The following is a 21,542-nucleotide window of genomic DNA, read 5'->3' as shown; positions in this document are numbered from 1 at the left end:
CAATGACATTTAGAGCTTTATAATTCATCCATAAGCTCTTCAAAAGTCTTTGCATTTGATATTTCCTTATATATCCTGTTAAATTCTTTATTTGAGGGAATTTCCTCTTCTGATTTGAAGCCAAGAGATACATTGTATATTGGCTTCGTTTCAGTTCCTTTGCACTTTATTATACATTCTTGTTTTTCATCATTGATTTCAACTGAATTAATAATAGCATTAAAAATACAAACAATTTTATAAACCTTTATTTTCTCTTCGTAAACAACATATGTTTCTTCTTTAACTTGCGATGTTGCCAAATGTGAACCTGTCTTTACTTGCTCTTTTTTGAATTCATTATTATAAGTAGCAGTAATTGTAATTTCATTCTTAAGATTTGTTCGAATTGGAAAGTTTTTTACCAACAAAAAATAAACTTTTTCCGCATTTATTTGATCTTCTAATGAATCATTAATTTTAACAGGAGTAAAACTTTTATTTAATACTTTTTCAATTTGATTTACTCGACTCCAATATGCTTCCATTTCTTTTAATAAATCTAAAACTCTATTTCTTTCTTCGTTGTTATCTTTTAATAAACGCAATATTAAATATTGTACAGCATTACAAGATTTTACGATTTTTTCAACACTTTCAGCATTAGTTAGTTTAATATCGCATTTTAACTGAAATATTTCTTTACCTTCTTCTGCAGTAATCTTTATGTCGATAAAAGAATTTACGTTTGCATTGAGAACTATTCGATTTTTTGTAAAATATCGTTTAAAATTAAATGTATATTTTTCATAATCTGTTTCAATTTCAAATGATACTACATCATAAGGTAGACTAATTAATATTTTAGCCATATTTCCTGTTGTTATATCTAACAGATATTTACCAGATTTTGTTTCAATATATGTTTCTATGTTTTTTACACCTTTAATTTCAACTTCATCTTCGGTCAAATTCTTTAGAAGATTTTGAAATTCTTTAGAATTTTCAGTATCATTGAAACGAAGTGTTCCTTTATATGTTGGTTCTTCTTCGTTGAATATCTCTTGGAGTGGATTTTTCATAATAATTACCAATCCTTTTTTATCTCATTCAAATTTAATATTTTACTTATTAGCAAATTTTTTCCATGTTTTCCTGAAAAATAGATATCGGGAATTGATAGAATATGTTCAATAAGATTTAATCTAGCTTGGTCGTTAGGAACAATCAAATATCGTATGTCTGAATATTCGAATTTTAACCACAGTTCATCATTTTGTTTATCTTCAATATTTGCCGATTGTGAATCTAGGAAATAATTTACATTCTCTGATTTTAATAATTTCGGATTGGCAATAATTGATTCAACTTTATACTCTCTGGCTTTTTTCAATCGATCTATTTTAGCCTGATCTGGAATATACCGCCATTCCCTTTCATCATGAAAATTTTTCAAAACTGTGAGCTCAATATTGTTTCCATTTTGCTCATAAAGTCTTTTCATTTCGCCACGTAATGGTTTTGTTAACGCCAGCCTGTATAGTGTATCATGAGTAGTTCTTTTCGTAGCATTAGCACTACTCAAAATGCCACTGGTTACTTTTGAAAGATTTTTTGTGTAATTTGATTTTTCATTCAAATAATGTATTGGCTGTAAATTATGGTTTTCACACCATCCTTTAAAAAATCCAATTGCAAAATTTCCATAATAATCGGGATGAGAATTATTTTTAGAGAGACCCAAAATTTCTTTCTCATCGAGTTTTGATTCCGATTCTTTTGTAAGAATTAATTCAAAATTCGTTGAAAGTTTATGCAAGTGAATGTCACAAAAACATTTCTGTAATACAGCTATTTCATCAAAAATTACTTTGTTTTGCTGTATATTCAAATAAGTTATATTTTCCTTACAATATCGGGGAATTAATGCTTTATTAGATAAAGCATCTTTCAAATATTTCTCTTTCTTCATAAAGTGAAATAAAGAGTTAGCACTTTGGGTGTAATCTTCTGAAATGGATTTTGCAGGAAGAACATCTATTTCTATTTCTTCAAATTCGAGAATAGACTCTGGAGTATATTCATTTTCTTCAAATGATTCCACAATAAACCTCTAGTTTATTGATTAATAATAAAAAAGAAACCCGAAAATCGGGTTTAAATCAAGATCAAACAATGCTTGCCTTAACGATTTTAACTTCCTGAACCGGTTTGTCGCCGCGTGCGGTCTTGACAGCGCCGATTTTATCAACGACATCCATGCCTTCAACGACTTCGCCGAAAACGGGGTGCTTGGAAGATCCCGGGGGCTTGTCCCAGTCAAGGTAAGTGTTGTCAACGAGGTTGATGAAGAACTGGCTTCCGCCGGAGTTCGGACCTGCGTTGGCCATGGAAATGGTGCCGCGAACGTTGGAAGAGCCTGCGACGAATTCGTCGGGGATGGCGTATCCGGGGCCGCCCATTCCGTTGCCGTTCGGGCAGCCGCCTTGAATCATGAAGTTCGGAATCACGCGGTGGAAAATGATGCCGTTGTAGAATCCCTTCTCAACGAGCTGCTTGAAGTTGCCGGCGGTGACCGGCATGTTGTCGTACAATTTAATTTTAATGTTTCCCATTGTGGTTTCGAGTAAAACGTCTGTCATATTTTATTCTCCAAAATTGGTTTAATAAAAATAAAGATAAATTTTATGAAAATTTTAAAAATAAAAGCGCGGAGAGGGAGATTTGAACTCCCGAGGTGCGAGGCACCACCGGTTTTCAAGACCGGCGCCGTGGGCCGCTTGGCTATCTCCGCACGCGGATTAAATGCAACGCGAATTCACGCAAATTGCAACACATAAACACGATTCGGATATATAACGATTTTTCAAAAAAATGAAAAAACGAACAAAAAGAAATAGTGAAAAATAAATTAAAAGCAGAATTATTCTGCTTTCTCTTCCTTCTTCACGGATTCAATGAAACGGATTTCTTTGAGGTCTGTGTTTTCCAAAATTTCATTGGCCAATTTGCCTTTGGAGAAAAGCCATCTCTGATTGAATGTGATTCCTGTCGGAATTTCAATGTCGGCAACATCGCCGTTCACTTTAACGTCAGCATCCTGGACGCCTGTGTAAAGCGCGAAAAGACCGTTGATCTTTTCTTCAGCAGTTTCCAAAACAGCTTCAATCTTGTAGCTGTAGGTCACGGATTTTCCGGCAAGCGGACTGTTGAAGTCGATTGTTGCGCGGCGGCCGATGACTTTTGTCACAACGCCCTGGCGGCCTTCGGATTCAATGATCATGCCGATCTGGGCTCTGCCGTCTTTGAATTTTGAGGTGGAAACGGATTGAATCAATTCTTCTTTGGGCATGCCGAAAGCGTCTTCCGGGCCGATGGTCACTTCGCCTTCTGCGCCTGCTTCTTTGCCTTCCAATTCCTTGTCAAGACCGCCGATGGTGTGGCCGTAGCCGATAACAATAACGTCGCCGCCGTAAAGGCCTTGCGGCGTGTAAACGTTTTCTGCTTTCGCAACTTCTTCGTCGGTTGTGTCAAAGACTGTACCGTTTTCCATTCTTCCGGTGTAGTTTAACCGGATAAAATCTCCTTTCTTCAATGCCATATCAATCACTTATTTAGAGCGAATCCTCTGATTCATAACTTGATAAAAATAATGTTAATCGTTATGCGCAAGCGCCACGATAAAAATGCGTTATATACTTCGATAGAACGTTTGAATGAACCGTAAACATGATTATTCCTTTAATAACCTTTTCCTAAACAGTCAAAAAAGTTCATATTAGTTGAGAAACCAGTTCTTATTGAAGTTGCGGATTGTGGTAATTTGGAAATAACAGAAATAAATCTTTCAAAAAATATGAAAACGCTCAGAACGGTCGAAAATATATGCTCGGTCATTCTGGTAATCTCAATCGGATGCATGCTCCTCTTATTATTCTATTCGTGGCATGGCAGTAACGGATTAACTTCATTTCAGAATTCTTTCGTGTATATTCTAATTTGGGGATTGATTATTTCGTTTATTGTTTTGATTATTTCGGCTGTGGTTGAATTTCTCGTAGCCGTCAAAGAAAATCGATAACATCAAACTAAGTATCAATCTAAATAAAAAAAGAGCATGAAGCCGACTCGGCTTCACACTGTTTATTCTAATTATTTATTCTAATTTTATTATTTTTTAAGCTGCTTGTAAAGGCGTGCCTGGAAACCGTGATATTTGCAGTAGCCTTCGGCATCTTTTTGGTCGATGGTTTGGCTGTCAAAAGACACCAAATCTTCGGAGTAAAGCGCAAACGGTGAGTCACGGGCAACCACGATCAAACTGCCTTTGTAAAGCTTCATCTTAACGGTTCCGGTGACGCGCTCCTGTGTTTTGTCAACAAAAGCGTTCAAATCAGCGTAAAGCGGTTCATCGACGAGACCCTGATAAGCGAGCTCGGACCACTGAGCATCAACCGTTGCCTTGAATTTTAATTCCGCGCGTGTCAAAACGAGCTGTTCCAAATCTTTGTGGGCTTTGAGCAAAATCGTTGCAGCCGGATGTTCGTAATTTTCACGGGCTTTGAGGCCGAGAACACGGTCTTCCACCATATCGGAACGGCCGACACCGTTATCACCGCCGATCTGATTCAATTTCTTAATCAAATCGTAACCCTTCATTTTTTGCCCGTCAAGCGAAACCGGAACACCGTTTTCAAAACCGATGTCAACAAATATCGCTTTGTCGGGCGCTTTTTCCGGCGACGTTGTCCATTCATAAATCTCTTCGGGCGGGACAAAGTTCGGGTCTTCCAAGCGGCCGCCTTCAATACTACGGCTCCAGAGGTTTTCATCAACACTCCACGGCTTGTCCTTTGTTGCGGCAACCGGAATGTTGTGACACTTGGCGTATTCGATTTCCCATTCACGCGTCAAATTGCGTTCACGCATCGGCGCAATTACGTCTTTGCCCGTTGATCTGAAAATCGTTTCAAAACGGAGCTGGTCGTTGCCTTTTCCTGTACATCCGTGTGCGAATGCGGAAGCGCCTTCCTTTTCGGCGATTTCAACGACTTTTTTTGCAATCAGCGGTCTGGCAATGGATGTTCCCATCACATATCCTTCATAATCGCCGTTTGCTTTAATCAGCGGGAAAATGTAATCGGCAACAAACTCGTCTTTTGCGTCAATCGTATAATGTTTGTCGCTGATGAGTTTTGCTTTTTCTTCCGCGTTTTTCACTTCATGTTCCGGCTGGCCGACATCAACGGACACGGTGATGACTTCATCAAATCCGTAATCTTCCTTCAGCATCGGAATGCATACGGAAGTGTCAAGGCCGCCTGAGTAGGAAAGAATTGCTTTCTTAACCATTATTTTCACATCTGTAAGATTATTTTAATTGAAACTTTTAATGAGAAGTTTACTCGTAAAGTTTTGCCATTGTTTTGCCGGCGATATCCATAACGGCGCCGGTTTCTTCGGTGACGCCCATTTCATAGAGAACCTGTTCAAGTTCCGCCATCGTTGTCATGATATTTGTCGGCGTTGTTGCGCCCATGGAGCCGATTCTGAAAATCTTGCCTTTCAAATCATCCTGACCGCCTGTAATAATGACGCCTCTTTTGTTCAAAGCTTTTTTAATCGCTTCGCCGTCAACGCCTGCGGGTGCTTTCATGGCGGACACCGTATTGGAATATGCGCTGACATCATTGAGCTGCGGGAACATTTCAACACCGATTGCCGTCACGGAATCGCGAACAGCTTTGGTCATCAAATAGTGTCTTTCAATTCTGTTGGCAAGCCCCTCTTCTTCAATGATTTTCAAAGCTTCCTGAAGCGCGAAGAACAAAGAAACGGCCGGTGTATACGGTGTTTCTTTCAAATCTTTGGAAGCGCTTTTGTGATACGCGACCAAGTCCAAATAATACGGGCGAGTCTTGATATTTTCCATTTCGGCAAGCGCGCGCTCGTTTGCAGCGACAACGGAGATTCCCGGTGGAGCTGCAATACATTTTTGAGAACCGGTGACAGCAATGTCAACGTTCCAATCATCAATTCTGATATCGTCGCCGCCGAGGGATGACACAACATCCAAAATAAAGTATGCGCCGTACTTTTTAGCAAGCGCGCCGACTTCAGGCGCAGGGTTTCTGATGGCAGTGGATGATTCGTTGTGAATCATTGTAATTGTTTTAATGTCGCCTGCTGCCAACTTTTCTTCAACGGCCGCCAAATCGACGGATTTTCCCCATTCAAATTCGAGCGGAACGACGGTGCCGTATTTGCCGGCCAATTTCTTAAATCTCTGACCGAATTTACCGTTTTCAATCGCGAGGATTTTGTCGTCTTTGTTATTCAAGCAACCGACAGCCGCTTCCATTCCGGCCGTTCCGGATCCTGAAATGACGGAAACATTTTCCTGAGCGGTATTAAAAAGAGTTGCGGAAATTCTCTGACAATCGTCATAAACTGCAGAGAATTCTTTTCCGCGGTGGTTAATCATCGGTTTGGCCATTGCCATTAAAACGCGGTGCGGAACCTCAACCGGTCCGGGCATCATCATTAATTTATCTTCGGTTTTAATCATTTATTATACCTGCTTCATGTTTCATTAACCGTTTTTTTGACAGATAAAAGTCATTCAATTGAGTTGTATTAAATTACTGTGAATTCAGACGAATAAGTCAATTCAAATAATAAATTTATTCCTTCCTTTTTAATAGATTTATTTAATAGATTCCGTTTTTGAATTCTTCTTTTGTCAGCTTTTTGAAATATTTCTCTTTCAATTTCACTTCTTCCGGGTCTATTTTTCGGACAACGCGACAAGGGTTGCCGTAAGCAATTGAATTTGACGGGATATCTCTTGTCACGACGCTGCCGGTGCCGATGACCACGTTGTCGCCGATGGTGACGCCCGGCCGGACTGAGACGCTGCCGCCGATCCAAACGTTATTGCCGACTGTAATCGGATAAGAATATTCAATGAAACTGTTTCGAAGTTCAATGTCTAACGGGTGACCTGTTCCGTAAAATCCGACATTCGGTCCGATCAAGACATTGTTTCCGAATTTGATTTTTGCGCCGTCCAACATCACACAATTCATATTTGCGAAAAAGTTGTTGCCGATTTCAATGTTGTAACCGTAATCGCAATAAAAAGGCTGTTCAATTAAAAATTTCTTGCCGGTTTTGCCGAAAAGTTTTTTGATAATTTTATTTCTCTTTTTAAAATTCGTCGGCTTGCACGTGTTATATTTATGATACAGGTTTTTTGCACGGTGGCGTTCTTTTTCAAAAAACTTGAGCGCGGAGTCATAAAATAATCCTGCGGCCGCTTTTTCTTTTTCAGTCATCATGGGAATCACGTTTTGTATCCTGTTCGAAAATAACAAAATTAAAAATAAAAAATAAAGAGCAAAACTGTAAGTTTAAATTTACTTTAAATTTAAAAGTAAGTTTATTTAAATTTAGTTTATTTAAATTTAAAATTTAATTTAAAAATTTAAAGATGAAATTGTAAACGGTTAGCCGTTGACAATTTTCATGATATCGCTTTTTGTAATCACGCCGGTCACAGAACCCTTTTCCATCACCAAAACGGCCGGACTGCGTTCTAATATATGAGACACCGTTAAGACGGAAGCCGTTTGCGGAACGGTCGGGAAGGATTCCTCCATCAAATCCGAAACCGTAATTCCGGCCAATGATTTTTTGACTGCAATTGTTCTGACAACAACACCCTCAGACAAACTGCCGACAGGGACGCCATTTTCAATTACGGGCAATTGGGAAATGCCGTTTGAATTCATAATATGAATCGCTTCTTCAAGAGGCTGTTTCGGCTGAACATGAATGACGGGCGAGCTGATAATATCTTTTGCCACAATCTGCTGTTCTTTTTTCACTTCATCAAAAGCGGTCAAAATCTTTGCAACCGTTGAAAGGCGAGGATCAACGTCGCTCATTTCAATGCGCGCAATCAAAGGCTGACTGACGCCGGCGCGTTTTGCCAAATCGCTTTGAGTCAAGCCCAGCTCTATTCTTTTCTTTTTTAAATCCTCGGGGGTCGGTAATTGCATAAAAAATATTACTGGAAGTAATAGTATATAATTTTTCAGCCATAATATGCGCCATTTTTCCCGATCTTACAAGATTTCATCATTTCATAATAATTGTCATGACAAAATATTTTCAGGGTCATAAAAACAGAATGAGTCTTGATATTTAATTCATCATTCTATCTGTCATACTTATATATATTGAAGTTTTTATCTTTCATCATTGATAAAATTTCAAATCTAAACGGCTCCTAATGATGCTGTTTTTTTATAGGGTTGACAAAACTATGCCTGAGATTCATCTTTCCAAAGAGTCCGTTTCCGATTATTTCAAAAACATGTTTACTTTCGATCTCAGGGCAGGCTTTATTACCGCAATTGTCGCTTTGCCGCTTTCAATCGGTTTTGCCGTCGCATCAAACGTCGATCCGTCCATGGGCATTTACACGGCAATCGTTGCCGGTTTTTTAGCTTCACTCTTCGGCGGCTCCAAATTTTCAATTACCGGGCCGACCGGCAGTATGTCCGTCGTCGTTTTGGCCGCCATGTCACAATACGGGATGGAAGGCTTATTTTTGGCAACCGTTCTCGCAGGCTTGATTCAAATTTTATTAGGTCTCTTTAAAGTCGGGAAAATTATCAAATTCCTCCCGTTGCCGCTGATTTCGGGGTTCACTGCCGGTCTCGGATTAATGATTATTGTTTATCAAATCCCCAATGCGCTCGGCTTAGATCTTCCCGAATACGAATCTACGATTGAAATGCTGGGGCTGGTTTTAAGCGATCTCGGCAGCATTAATCCTGTCGTCGTTTTAATGACAATCGGCACCATTCTTTTAATTCGCCTGCTACCGCGCTTAACGAAAGGCAAAAAGTATTTTGCTTCCGTTCCGCCGACAATCGTTGCTTTGATTCTTTCTATCTTGATTTTTGTTTTCCTTCATCCCGATATCCCGACTGTCGGGCTCATCCCGGCAAAACTGCCGACATTTTCACTTTTCAAAATCAGTTTGAGTCTCGCTGTTGACGTTCTGCCGTTTGCGCTGATGCTGGTGCTTTTAGGAACGCTTGAATCACTTCTCTGTGCCGTTGTCTGTGACGGTATGACTGCAACAAAACACGACAGCGACCGCGAGCTGATCGGACAGGGAATCGCTAAAGTCGTCACGCCGTTCTTCGGCGGCTTGCCGTCAACCGCTGCGATTTCAAGAAGTACGATCAATATCCGCGAAGGAGCTAAAACAAGGGCCGGCGGTATGTTCCACTCTCTGTTCCTTTTAATCATTCTCCTGTTTTTGGGATGGCTCGGCGCGTATCTGCCGTATGCGTTTATTGCAGGCGTTTTGTTCTGCGTCGCGCTTCCGATGATTAATCTTCGCGAATTCAAATTGATGCTGAACTATGACCGCATTGACGCCGCTATTTTCGGCATTACTTTTTTCCTGACGGTCTTTGCGGATATGCTTCTGGCCTTTGAAGTCGGCATCTTGCTTACGATGATTAAATTCATGTACGATATGACGCAATCGGTTCAAATCAACACGATAGAAGATTACGATTCCACAGACAGTGCCGATCAAATTCGGGCGCTTCACGAAAGATTCGGCGACAAGTTGGCCATTTACACAATCAACGGTCCGTTTTTCTTCGGTGCCATGAACGTTTTCGATCAAAAAGTCAATGTCCACCTGCCGACAAAACGCCAAGTTATCGTCATACGTATGCGTTATGTTCCGTATGTTGACGCAACCGCCACGTCCCGCCTGAATGAATTTATCGCAAGCCGCAACCGCGAAAACAAATACGTTTTGATTACCGGCATCCGCCCTGTTGTTAAAAAACATTTGCTGAGGGACGAGATCTTTGACACGCATGTCAGAAACAAAGAAGTCTATCTTTTTGACAGCACCGAATTGGCCGTCAGGTATGCCGTTAATGAAATTTTCCCGAAATTTGAAAACAAGTAAGAAAACAAGTAAACTTCAAATGGTTCGACATCAACCGAATATTTATATTCTCTGACCGTATATCACAAAAAGTTTTCACATTTCCACGTTAAATTTTCACATTTAATTTCATTATTTCACATTATTTACATTAAGTTCACATATTTACATTAAATTTCACATTATTTACATTAAATTCACATTTAATCGGGTTGTTTCATTTCACAAATTCATGGTTTATAACTGACGGATGGTCTATCGGGTGGCAGGCGGTGCCTTTAATTCTTCTCATCTCGGAAAATCTTTTGAGGGTAGGATTTTCTCAATCAAACAACAGGCAAAGAAATTTTACACGCCGACGGTTAAGGTTTCTTTTATCGCAATCATCATCGGTATTCTGACCGGTGTTCTCATCGGCATTTACACTGTTTTAATGGACTCGCTCAGCAACACGTTTTACGGCGGCAATTCTGTTTTTGACTATTACGGCATTCCGAGTTGGACAATTATTCTTGTTCCGATGTTCGGCGGTTTAGCGGTCGGTCTGATTCGGAAATATTTTTTGAAAACACATTACGGTGTTGAAAGCGTTATTGAAGCATCCGCTCTTCACGGCGGCCGTCTGAAAGCGAAATATGCTCTCGGTGAAGCCTTTTTATCTGTGATTACAATCGGTACCGGCGGCTCAGCCGGTAAAGAAGCCCCCGGCGTTTTAATGGGTGCAGGCGCAGGTTCGCTGGCGGCAAAAGTGTTTAATCTGCGCGGCAAAAGTCTCAGAATTTATCTCGGCTGCGGTGCTGCTGCCGGAATTTCTGCCGCCTTTAACGCGCCGCTTGCCGGCATTGTTTTTGTCGTCGAAGTTATTTTCGGTGAACTCGAAGCCAAAACATTCATCCCGATCGTGCTTTCATCTATTTTCTCAACGTTTATTTTCCAGGCGTTTTTCGGATCAGACGCGCTCAGCTTTCCGCATTACAGCTTGGGACAACCGCTTTACGAATTCTGGCTTTTCCCTGTCCTCGGCATTTTGGCGGGAGTCGTTTCCGTTTTATTCATCAAGATTTTCTATTTCATTCGCGAATTCTTTAAACATTTGAAAATCAACAGCGTTTTTAAACCCGCAATCGGCGGAATTATTGTCGGTATCATGGGTTGGTATTTCCCTGAAATTCTCGGGCTCGGCTACGAAGTTATGCTGGATGCCGTCGCCAATCCGTTGCCGATTATGCTTCTTCTCGCATTCATTGTTTTAAAAACATTGGCGTTTTCATTCACAATCGGATCAGAAGGTGCCGGCGGTTCTATCGTTCCGTCCATGTTTGTCGGCGTTATGCTCGGCTCAGCGTTCGGTTTAATCTGTGACGCGCTCATTCCCGGATTGTCTGTCAGCCAGGGCGCATTTGCGATTGCCGGTATGGGCGCCGTTTTTGCCGGCACGTCCAACGCGACATTTACTTCCATCATTCTGCTCATGGAAATGACGCAGGATTACGGTTTGATTCTGCCGTTCATGGTGGCTTGCGTTCTCAGCAACGCCGTTGCCCGTAAAGCCAATCCGGAAACCATCTTTACGGAAATGCTGCGCCGGAAAGGGTATACGATCCGTCACGGCCGCGAAATCGATGTCATGGAATCTATTTTAGTAAAAGATTCGATGTATTCGCATCCGCAAACCGTTTTTGAAGACAATTCCATTGAATCTCTTAACGCGATTATGCAGAGCAGTAAGCATGCCGGTTTTCCCGTTCTTAACCGCGGCGGCGAGCTGATGGGATTGGTGACGATTAAAGATATGCGGGAAAAATTGGATCCGGAAGACGAAGAGCAAAAAATCAAAGATATTATGACGACCGATGTTGTTGTCGCCTATCCGTTTGAAACGCTTGATGTCGTTTTAGACCGTATGGTGAGTCACGATGTATCCCGTCTTCCCGTCGTGATGAAATCCAATCCGAAGAAAATGGTCGGAATCATTACGCAGAAGGACATTATGAATGCTTACAACAAGAGCGTTTTGACAAAAGTGCAGCAGGTCGGCGATGAGGGTGAGTATTCCGATGAATCCGAAGACGATCCCGAAAATATTTTTGAAGATGAAAAGATGGAATCTGACACCCATGCATCCGAAAAAAATGAATGAAAATGAATAATTTTTGTTCAAACGGGCGGCAGACACAACAATTTTAATACATTTCTCTCTTTTTCTATTCATTTATGTTCTATTCATTCATATTTTAATACATTCAGATTCATTAATCGATTAATAAATTTTAAATAATGATCAGGCGACAATTATGAGAAGTGATAATGCTAAAAAAGGATTGGAAAGAGCTGCCAACCGCTCTTTGCTCAAAGCGTTGGGGTTGACCGAATCCGAAATGGATAAACCGTTCATTGCGGTTGTTAATTCTAAAAATGAAATTGTTCCGGGACATATGCATTTGGATAAAATCGGCGAAGCGGTCAAAGCCGGAATTCGTAATGCCGGCGGCGTTCCGTTCGAGTTCCAAACAATCGGTGTTTGTGACGGCATTGCCATGGGACACGAAGGAATGAAATATTCACTCCCGAGCCGCGAGCTGATTCAGGATACGATTGAAGTGATGGTTCGAGCGCATCAGTTTGATGGTATGGTTTTGATTCCGTCCTGCGACAAAGTTGTTCCGGGCCATTTGATGGCGGCCGGTGAATTGGATATTCCGGCAATTGTTGTGACAGGCGGTCCGATGCAGCCGGGTTTTGCCGACGATACGGATCTTGATTTGATTTCCATGTTTGAATTTGTCGGAGCTGCTAAGAACGGCGAAATTTCAGAGGAAAAGTTGAAGATGATGGAAAATAATGCTTGTCCCGGATGCGGTTCTTGTTCGGGCATGTTTACGGCCAACACGATGGCGTGCATGACGGAAGCACTCGGTTTGTCTCTGCCCGGCTGCGCCACGTCGCCTGCGGTTGACGCGAGTAAAATCCGGGTGGCAAAAGCATCCGGCGAACGCATTGTTGAAATGGTCAAAGAAGGTCTGACGCCGCGCAAAATCGTGACGCAGAATTCGTTTGAAAATGCTGTGATGACGGACATGGCTATCGGCGGCAGCAGCAACACAGCGCTTCATTTGCCGGCGGTTGCAAATGCTTTTGGTATTTGTTTGACTTTGGATGATTTTGACAGACTCAGCAAAAACACGCCGCACATCGTTTCTTTGCGTCCGGCGGGTTCGTGGTTTATGACGGATTTTGACCGCGCGGGCGGCATTTATTCGATTCTTGAAAGACTCGGCGACCGCGTTTTAAAGAATGAAAAAACTGTCACCGGCAAAACTGTCGGTGAAAATCTGAAAAATCATGTTTTGGTGAACCCGAAATTCAATCAAAAGGTGATTCAAACCGTTGACAATCCGGTTCATAAAGAAGGCGGTATCGCCATCTTAAAAGGAAATCTCGCGCCCGACGGTTCTGTTGTTAAACAGGCTGCGGTCAGCGATAAAATGATGGTTCACACAGGACCCGCTCGCGTTTATGACAGCGAAGAAGACGCCATGTCGGCCATTATGGAAGGCATTGTCAAAGCCGGCGATGTTGTCGTGATTCGCTATGAAGGCCCGCGCGGCGGTCCCGGAATGCGTGAAATGTTGTCGCCGACTGCGGCGATTGCAGGCTTGGGTTTGATTGAATCTGTCGCGCTTGTCACGGACGGCAGATTTTCGGGCGGCACACGTGGTCCCTGCATCGGCCATGTTTCGCCGGAAGCATCCGAAGGCGGTCCGATCGGCTTGGTTGAAGACGGTGACATGATTGAAATCGACATTCCAAACCGCAAGCTCAACGTTTTGGTGGATGACAAAGTTCTGGAAGAACGCAAGAAGTCTTTCAAACCGGTTGAAAAACCCGTTGACGGTTACTTGAAAAAATACAGAAGAACGGTGAGGTCGGCCAATCACGGCGCGATTGTTGAATGATTGAAAACGGGATTTCCGTTTTCTTTTTTATTTCTTCTTTTTTTTCATTCCTTCCTTTTTTCATTCCTTCCTTTTTTCATTTATTTCGTTTATCTTTTTCATTTATTTTTATTTCATTTTTTTAAAATTTCGAATTCTTTTTCTTCTTATCTTATTTTTGAAAAATCAAACATCGTTTTTTAAATTTATTAAAAACCGAACGCCGTTTAAACTCTAAACAATAAGCGATTTTATTTGGGGTTTAACGGGCGTTCAGATTTCATAAAAACAATGAAAACGATGTTTGGGTTTGCTTGAATCGAAGAAAAGTTCACATACGACCGCAAGGCGAAATTTCATGAGCGGAGCGAATGAAATTGAGAATTGCGGATTATTCCCCACCGTCGATTAAACATTTTATCCGGTTGATTTAAATTTGTGCCCATAAGCCGGTTTATACTGTTTATTCAATGGATGGGAAGAATCTCCAACGCCTCCTTTCACTCACTTCGTTCGTGAAACTCGCGTTGGAGGGGGTTGCTACGTCTTTTCGATTATTTCAAAGAAACGAAACATCATTTTTCTCATTTTATGAAACATGAACGCCGATTAAACTCTGAAATTTTTGGCGATTATTATTTTTCGGGATTTATTCGGCGTTCAGGTTAATGAATTATTGAAAAAAACGATGTTTCGGTTTGAATCAAAAATGAAAAATAAGAAAAAAGTAATTGAAAAAACAGAAAACAAAAATAAGAACCAAAATTCATGAATCATTTTCGAGCGAAATAAATCCATGAATCGTAATTCGTTTCATCATCGCGATTATCAATAATTTCGCCAACCATACCGTTTTCTTTCAAATGCTCGGCAATCCACTTCGCTTCGTGTTCTTCCCGAAGCGTGAACAACAGAAATCCGCCCGGCTTCAGCATTTTGACGGCTTCGTCAGCGATTGAAAACCAAATATTTTTGTTGAATTCATAAATTGTTCCGATCATAAAACCGATGACGGTTTCAAACTTCTCGACACTCATATTTCTTGAAAGCGTTGTCGCGTCCATAATAATTGTTTTTTCGGGTTTTAAAACGCCGTGAGACAAACCGATGCAAATGTCATCGGCATTGATGTCAATGCAAATCGGCTCGACGTTTTCATCGTAAAGCGCAAGCGTTGACATGCCGTTGCCGCAACAGATTTCCAATACAGTTGATTGCGGTTCTAAAAATTGCGGCTCAGTTTCCCGAATTTTTTGAATCGTTGCCGCCGCTTTTGAGACGCGCGCCGGCGAATAAACAGAATCGTATGACGGGATAAATTGTCCCGATTCTTTGAAAAAAGAAAGCGCGTTTTTCGAATAATATTCCCGAATGTCATCGGCCAGATCTTCGGGTGAAATTTCGATTTGATATGTCGGACAATTCAAAACGGCCGATTTTGAAATCAAATTCGGAAGAATCGCGTAAAAAGCGGATTTCGTTTCCGCATCCGACAGAACAGGCGTAAAGACCAAACAATTCCCCGTGTCGGGAAGAGTCGGATCATTTGACGCGGATGGCTGTCTTTCAATCATCACAAATCCGGTGATTGCCGCCTGCGCGCTTCGGCGAATGAATTCATCCGTATCTGCCGGATTTTTATCAAACATCGGCGCGTTTTCATGAAGCAGAAGAACGGTTTCAAAGTCAAATTGCCCCGCTTTTCTCATTTCAACAAGCTCTTCCAACTGCGGAATCCCGGCATATAAAAATCGCTGAGCGGCAAAATTGTCTTCCGTCAGATAAAACGAAGCATCAATGCCGAGCTTTTGAAGAAAAAGAGAAGACAAATTTGACATTTCCATTTTTTTCACCGTTTGCTGTTGTTATTGATTTTTTTGTTATTGATATTGGATGTTGGTATTGGTGTTTTTTGTGCCATCTGATGTTATTGTTTACGAAAACCGGCCGAAAATGATATCCAATACGTGAATGCCTGAAACCGTCAAGAATGTGACAATAATTCCGGCAATGATAACGCCTGCTAAAATCGACAAAAACGCATTTTTAAACGGATATTTCAAAACAAGCGCGGCGGCTGTTCCCGTCCATGCGCCTGTCAGCGGGAGCGGAATCGCGACAAAAGTCATCAGTGCCAAGTCTTTGTATTTCTCGACACGCGCATTTCCCTGGCGTTCGACACGATTGAAAAGCCAGTCAAAGAATTTGGCGAAAAGTTTGCTGTGTTTGGATAAAAATTTGGAAACGGGATCCAGGAAATAAAATATAATCGTTACCGGAATCATATTGCCGATGACGGCCAGCACAAACGCCAAAATCGGATCCATTCCGTAAAGACCGATGGCAACCGGAATCGCGCCGCGAAGTTCTATGACGGGAATTGCGGAAATCACAATCACGACAAGCCACGGCGGCAGCCATTGAAACAAATCCACGAAAAAAGAGGCAAAATCCATTCTTTTAACTCTCCCGAATTTGCTCTCTTATTCTTTCTCTTTCCTTCGAAGCAATGCGAAATGAGCAATCAGCGCTTCCAATTGGATTCTTTCATTCGCGCCTTCGGTAATTCTGAAATCAATTTCGCCGACCGCGTCAATCAATTGAATCATTTCGGCATCACTCAAATCTTCAATCTTGAAAAGCGCCCGGTAAACCTGATTCATAACGTCGTCGGCCGACAAGCCTTGTTCAAAAACAAGAACATTTAGCTTATCCCGCGCATTTTTGAATTCGCCGGCAAGAGCGGTTTGAATCAAATCCAACACATCTTCCGGGCGAGCAGTTGCCGTAATCTTGTAAATCGTCTCTTCATCAATGTCTTTTTGAATGAAAGCGGCGGCCTGTAACGAGTTCACCGCTTTTCTCATGTCGCCGCCGGCAACATAAACAAGGGCTTTCAAACCGTCTTCCGTAATCGTTAAGCTTTCTTTTTCGGCAATGAATTTGACACGCTCTGAAATCGCGTCATCCGTTAAACTGCGGAATCTGTAAATTGCGCAGCGGGACTGAATCGGCTCAATAATCTTGGATGAATAATTGCATGACAAAATGAAACGGCAGTTACCGCTGTATTTTTCCATGGTTCGGCGAAGCGCGGACTGAGCATCGTTTGTCAGCGCATCGGCTTCGTCAAGGAAAATAATTTTAAAGGAAGCACCGCCGATCGGAGCTGTTTTGGCAAACGTCTTGATTTTGTTTCTGACAACATCAATACCGCGCTCATCAGATGCATTCAATTCGGTGAAATTTTCAGACCAGAATTCGCCGAACATTTCGCGAGCGATTGAAACGGAAGATGCTGTTTTGCCGACGCCCGGCGGTCCCGTAAAGAGCAAGTGCGGCAAGTTTCCCGAGCGAACGTATGACTTTAAACGCTCAACCGTCGCCTCTTGGCCGAACACATCATCCAATGTCATCGGGCGGTATTTTTCAACCCAAATTTCTTCTCTCATATATTTTCCCTTTATTATACACTAAAATTTAACTTTCAAGTAGTTCCGTTATATCATTTTTCCATGATAGTTTATGTATAATTCTTGCTTTGTGCAAGTTTTCTGACAATATTTCTCTTTTCGTTAATTTTGATAACTCTTCCCAATCCTTTTCGAGTATATACGTAGCATTATTGATTACAGTGCTTTCTAGTATGTATATGTCTTTGTCAGTAAATCCAAAAATTAAGTATCCATTAAAGCCGTTTAAGCCCATTGCTGTAAAATCGGGGTGAAACGAGTTAATAGTTTCCAATCGGAAATCTATTGTTGCACGATTCCCCTTTGAAGCTTTTTCGATAAATTTTCTAACTTGTTCGCGTCTTACTTCCCATGGATATTGCCCATGTGGTAATATTTCCCAATTTAATTTTTTAAATTGGCTAGGTTGTATAATGTTCATATTTGGTAATAGTATATGACATTCTCCAAATATTTCTAAATACATATTTATTGTATTTTTTATTAATTCTAAATTACATTCGTCGCACAATATTTCTGAAGTAGTAATCATCTTTTGATTATTTTGATCTTTTGTAATCATTAGTTCGACACCATATGGGAGTATGGATGTACGTGGATATCTTTCATATGGAATTTGAACTAAATCCGTTACTTCTCTGGTGTGATCTCTTCCTGCCCATTCCTGTCTTGTCCATAGTCTTGTACTAATTTTTATTTCTTTTGGCCTATCCTTATGAATTATTTCATATCCCTCTGCATTTTTTTTAGTAGCTGGTCCTATTTTTTTTGGTAATACACTCTCACCCATTTCAAACGAAGGTGTAAACCCTATTCTTTCTAATTTTTCATTTAATTCAGTTGAATATGGAATCGCTATTCGTATTTTTTTATTAATATATTCATCCAAGAACGCTATCTTATTCACACGCTTTTGACATATCTTCATTTTATATCTCCTGTTATCCTTATTTATGTAAATTATTAAATTTTAATCAGCCGACGTAAGTAATTAATTTCCCGTGCCTGTAAATTGAAATCGGTCCGTCATCCGACACCTTAACGGCAATACCGTAAATGCTGGCATTCCAAGCGGCTGTGCTTCTTGCGCCCGGCAAAACTTCCAGATTTTTAAGACCGTGTTCAGTCAAGCGGATTTCATCCGGCTCACCGATCATACAGGACACATCCAAAACTTCGCCGCTCTTGGAAATCACGACCGCGCCGTCCACTTTGGCGGCCGCCATAATGATTTTGCGATGAATTTTATGACACACATTCAATCCTTTAACGGTGTTTCTCAAGGTTTCGTTCACCTTTTCGCTCTGGCAATAATCCGGAATAATTTCATCTAAAATTTCTTCGTTTTTGGGGATGAAAATCAGCGTTCCTTTTCGTTCATAAGATAAATCCAAAACCAATCTCAATATGGAAAGCGCAATCTCTTTTTTGATATATTTGGAAAGCATGATGTGAATGTTTGAATAATTAACATAATGCCACTTGCCTTGAGTTTTGTGAAAAAGCGTTCTTTTCGGCAAAACCACGTAAATGCTTCCGTTCTCGGAAGTCATCATGATAAACGTTTTCGGCGGCATGCGGGCAATCAGCGGGATTAAATCTTCATGGGGTGCCAGCAGTGTGTTTTGTTCAATTTCCGCGTCTGTTAAGGTCGGCTCCGGCATCGTAAACATGCCGAAAATGTCACCGTTTTCACCGTATCCGGCAATTCCGACTGTGTTTTCACTCATGGAACCGCGAATCCATTTTTCTTCCATAATTCCTTTTTCAAACTGCACCGGCTGAGAAAACGGCATGAAATTTTCTAAAAGCGTTTGTTGGATACATTCTTTTTTCTTTGCCATCAGCATACAAAATGTGAACGGCTTATTTTCGTATTGAAGATGCGTGCTGTTTTCAGCGATTTGAAGCCATTTGATCATCGGGTTTGTGTTAAATGATGAAAACTTGGCAATCGCCCGGCTGAATTGACTTTGCTTCAAAGTCATCCAAACTTCAGAATGCTTCTCTTGAATCGGAATAATCGTAATGTCATCATTAAAAACCTGACAGAAATAATCCCCGAATACCAAATCAATATCCTGAACATCATTTAATAGTGAAATAAAATATCCGGTGGCAATTTTCTTTTCCGAGCCGCTGTGGTACAAAACAGCGATCAAACCGTTTCGTCCGCCGCTCCAAAAAAGATTAACGGTTTCTTTCTTATCCGACGTTTCAAGTTCTTTGTGTATTTCTTCTTCCGTTAGCGTTTGAACGCTTTCAATCGGGAATATATATTTTAAAGAAGAGATCAGCTCATTTCTTGTTTCTTCACTGGAAAACCGTTGCATGTGATTAGAAAAGTCATTTATGAATAAAACTCTTTTTTCTCAACTTCTCAATTTCTTAACTTTTCAACTTTTCAATTTTTGATTGAATTCTTTGTCGAAAATTTTAGTTTATTGTCGAAAAATTTGCCTGAAAATTCGACAGACTAACGAGGCGGATACTGAATTAATGCACTTTTTACTAAAAAGTATATATAAAAGAAGCTTACTTCTAAAATATATAGAATTGATTTATGGTTAAAATTATTATTTTATCCTTAAATTGTAAAACGTTCAAAAACCAAAAAGATTGATTTTTATTTTCAGTTTTTCTATTTCGGTGCGTCATATGGAAGAAATCACGGATAAACCGGAAGTTAAAACGGTCATAGAGACGCCGATTTTTAACGCCTCCGCTTCAGATGATCTTTGCGGCATCCTTCTTAAGGATTCTGTTCTGCATCTGGCAAAGCTAACCGGAGCCGTTGCTGTTTTTACTTTCGGAAACATCGATACGAAATCTTTTAAGGATCTGACGATTCCGATTATTGATATCACTCAAATCAAAACGATTATTGAGAAATTGACGTATCTGCAACACGAAGATCAGTTCCAGATTCAGGAAGTTTCGGAGTCCATCCGAACCGAAGCCGATAAAAACGCATCTCTTCTCATGAGCGCGGCAGCTGTTGAATACAGTCTCGGGACAATTGAATGCGGCATTGTCATCGGTCTCATCCGCACGCAGAATTCCTATTCTCTTGTCGTTCACAGCATGGAAGAAAATGAAACTGTTCAAACGGTCCGCGAATGTGAAAAGCGCGTGTCGCCGGAAACATTCAGAAGCGTTCTTCATTTGTCTTTGAACATCGCAATGAAGGGACGCGAAGGAAAGAAAGTCGGGACTGCCTTCGTTATCGGTGACGAGGAAGAAGTCTTGGAGCGTTCTCATCAAATGATTATCAACCCGTTCCGCGGCCAGGACCCCGGATCGGAAATCAGCATCAACAAAAAAGAAAATTGGGAAACCGTTATGGGTTTTGCTCAGCTGGATGGCGTTTTCATCATCTCAGAAACCGGTAAAATCTTATCCGCCGGCCGATATTTGGATGTTGACACACGCGATATTCATATCGAAAAAGGACTCGGCACACGTCATCTCTCATCCGCGTCCATCACAAGAGACACCAACGCAATCGCCGTTGCCATCTCGGAATCCGGCGGAACGATTCGCGTTTACATGGACGGCAAGGAAGTTATCTTTGTTGAGCCGAATACATCATTGGTTGAAGTGGAAGGACGACAGTTGGCCAATAATCCGTTAAACTGATTTTTGTAAATTTCATAATTTTTTATAATTTTTCATAGTTTTCATAAATTATGAAAAAAGAATCTATTTTTTAATTTTAAAGATAAAACCCGAAACAACCACCCGCTAATTTTCATTTCACTCGGGGAGAAGCGGAGAGTGAAATGGAAATTTGCGGATTCGTACTCCGTCGATACAGCAAAAATGGAACAACTGTTTTTCAAATCAGATTTTCATTCCGGTATGCATCTGCTGTTTTGTTGCGCGTGTTTGCTTTGCTACTCGTGTTTGTTTTACTGCTTGCATTTGCTTTGCTACATTCACCTGCTTTGTTGCACGCATCTGCTCTTTCTTATCAAACCCGTTTGCTTGCGCAAACGGATTGCTGTTACCTGACTATTACCGTTACTGCTGCTACCTCGCCATTTCCGTTTTGCTGCCGCTGCCTTCCTGTTTGCATTGCCGCCGACGTCGCGCGCGAGCCGCATCAGTTTTTCAAATATTTCAAAATCAGGTCCCGTTTTTCAAAAATAAAATAACAAACAAAAT

The 21,542-nt window shown here is 41.0% G+C and carries 18 protein-coding genes and 1 tRNA gene; 5 read left to right on the top strand and 14 right to left on the bottom strand.

All coding sequences use genetic code 11. The annotated features are described in order from the left end of the window. Window positions 1–17: 17 nt before the first annotated feature. The 9 genes from C7391_RS01825 to C7391_RS01785 all read right to left on the bottom strand — a co-directional run bounded on the left by C7391_RS01825 (window position 18) and on the right by C7391_RS01785 (window position 8,042). The gene (locus C7391_RS01825; protein WP_133516827.1) at window positions 18–1,073 is read right to left on the bottom strand and encodes a hypothetical protein; all 1,056 of its coding nucleotides are present in this window, start codon (window positions 1,071–1,073) and stop codon (window positions 18–20) included. Continuing rightward, complete coding sequence (locus C7391_RS01820) at window positions 1,067–2,083, bottom strand: abortive infection system antitoxin AbiGi family protein (protein ID WP_133516826.1); 1,017 nt, start codon at window positions 2,081–2,083, stop codon at window positions 1,067–1,069. The genes C7391_RS01825 and C7391_RS01820 overlap by 7 nt, the downstream gene beginning before the upstream one ends. Window positions 2,084–2,147: 64 nt before the next feature. Further along, window positions 2,148–2,621 carry a peptidylprolyl isomerase gene (locus tag C7391_RS01815; protein WP_133516825.1) on the bottom strand — a complete coding sequence of 158 codons (474 nt, stop codon included), beginning with the start codon at window positions 2,619–2,621 and terminating at the stop codon, window positions 2,148–2,150. Between the two features lie 67 nt (window positions 2,622–2,688). Beyond that, window positions 2,689–2,773 (bottom strand) — tRNA-Ser (locus C7391_RS01810). Window positions 2,774–2,902: 129 nt separating this feature from the next. Then, the gene (locus C7391_RS01805) at window positions 2,903–3,580 is read right to left on the bottom strand and encodes a peptidylprolyl isomerase (RefSeq protein WP_133516824.1); all 678 of its coding nucleotides are present in this window, start codon (window positions 3,578–3,580) and stop codon (window positions 2,903–2,905) included. A gap of 569 nt (window positions 3,581–4,149) precedes the next feature. Beyond that, complete coding sequence (locus C7391_RS01800; RefSeq protein ID WP_133516823.1) at window positions 4,150–5,331, bottom strand: argininosuccinate synthase; 1,182 nt, start codon at window positions 5,329–5,331, stop codon at window positions 4,150–4,152. A 49-nt stretch (window positions 5,332–5,380) separates the two neighbouring features. After that, entirely contained in the window at window positions 5,381–6,547 is a 1,167-nt protein-coding gene (locus C7391_RS01795; RefSeq protein ID WP_263295293.1) for a pyridoxal-phosphate-dependent aminotransferase family protein, read from the bottom strand. Window positions 6,548–6,689: 142 nt separating this feature from the next. Then, window positions 6,690–7,316 carry a sugar O-acetyltransferase gene (locus C7391_RS01790; RefSeq protein WP_133516899.1) on the bottom strand — a complete coding sequence of 209 codons (627 nt, stop codon included), beginning with the start codon at window positions 7,314–7,316 and terminating at the stop codon, window positions 6,690–6,692. A gap of 171 nt (window positions 7,317–7,487) precedes the next feature. Further along, complete coding sequence (locus C7391_RS01785) at window positions 7,488–8,042, bottom strand: CBS domain-containing protein (protein WP_133516822.1); 555 nt, start codon at window positions 8,040–8,042, stop codon at window positions 7,488–7,490. A 266-nt stretch (window positions 8,043–8,308) separates the two neighbouring features. Here C7391_RS01785 and C7391_RS01780 point away from each other — a divergent pair, with 266 nt between their 5' ends. The 3 genes from C7391_RS01780 (at window position 8,309) to ilvD (ending at window position 13,923) form a co-directional block, all read left to right on the top strand. Next, window positions 8,309–9,988, top strand: a complete 1,680-nt coding sequence (locus C7391_RS01780; RefSeq protein WP_166627357.1) for a SulP family inorganic anion transporter — start codon at window positions 8,309–8,311, stop codon at window positions 9,986–9,988. A gap of 241 nt (window positions 9,989–10,229) precedes the next feature. After that, on the top strand, window positions 10,230–12,107 hold the full coding sequence (locus C7391_RS01775; protein ID WP_243726295.1) for a chloride channel protein: 1,878 nt from the start codon (window positions 10,230–10,232) through the stop codon (window positions 12,105–12,107). A gap of 154 nt (window positions 12,108–12,261) precedes the next feature. Further along, on the top strand, window positions 12,262–13,923 hold the full coding sequence (gene ilvD, locus C7391_RS01770; RefSeq protein ID WP_133516819.1) for a dihydroxy-acid dehydratase: 1,662 nt from the start codon (window positions 12,262–12,264) through the stop codon (window positions 13,921–13,923). A gap of 752 nt (window positions 13,924–14,675) precedes the next feature. Here the strand turns inward: ilvD and C7391_RS01765 are convergent. From C7391_RS01765 to C7391_RS01745, 5 genes are all read right to left on the bottom strand, one after another. Further along, entirely contained in the window at window positions 14,676–15,746 is a 1,071-nt protein-coding gene (locus C7391_RS01765; protein ID WP_133516818.1) for a class I SAM-dependent methyltransferase, read from the bottom strand. A 90-nt stretch (window positions 15,747–15,836) separates the two neighbouring features. Next, on the bottom strand, window positions 15,837–16,358 hold the full coding sequence (locus tag C7391_RS01760) for a COG2426 family protein (protein WP_133516817.1): 522 nt from the start codon (window positions 16,356–16,358) through the stop codon (window positions 15,837–15,839). Window positions 16,359–16,385: 27 nt separating this feature from the next. Further along, window positions 16,386–17,354, bottom strand: a complete 969-nt coding sequence (locus C7391_RS01755; protein ID WP_133516816.1) for a replication factor C small subunit — start codon at window positions 17,352–17,354, stop codon at window positions 16,386–16,388. 28 nt (window positions 17,355–17,382) lie between these two features. Beyond that, window positions 17,383–18,303: a hypothetical protein gene (locus C7391_RS01750; RefSeq protein ID WP_133516815.1), complete on the bottom strand. Its 921-nt coding sequence runs from the start codon at window positions 18,301–18,303 to the stop codon at window positions 17,383–17,385. A gap of 46 nt (window positions 18,304–18,349) precedes the next feature. Continuing rightward, complete coding sequence (locus C7391_RS01745; RefSeq protein ID WP_133516814.1) at window positions 18,350–19,708, bottom strand: diadenylate cyclase; 1,359 nt, start codon at window positions 19,706–19,708, stop codon at window positions 18,350–18,352. A gap of 325 nt (window positions 19,709–20,033) precedes the next feature. Between C7391_RS01745 and C7391_RS01740 the strand changes: the two genes are divergently transcribed. Together C7391_RS01740 and C7391_RS01735 are read left to right on the top strand one after the other, a co-directional pair. After that, window positions 20,034–21,014 carry a DNA integrity scanning protein DisA nucleotide-binding domain protein gene (locus C7391_RS01740; RefSeq protein ID WP_133516813.1) on the top strand — a complete coding sequence of 327 codons (981 nt, stop codon included), beginning with the start codon at window positions 20,034–20,036 and terminating at the stop codon, window positions 21,012–21,014. Window positions 21,015–21,157: 143 nt separating this feature from the next. Beyond that, window positions 21,158–21,532, top strand: a complete 375-nt coding sequence (locus C7391_RS01735) for a hypothetical protein (protein ID WP_133516812.1) — start codon at window positions 21,158–21,160, stop codon at window positions 21,530–21,532. Window positions 21,533–21,542: the final 10 nt, after the last annotated feature.

The organism is Methanimicrococcus blatticola, from assembly GCF_004363215.1.
Lineage (GTDB): Archaea > Halobacteriota > Methanosarcinia > Methanosarcinales > Methanosarcinaceae > Methanimicrococcus > Methanimicrococcus blatticola.
This window is presented reverse-complemented; position numbering and strand designations above follow the sequence as displayed.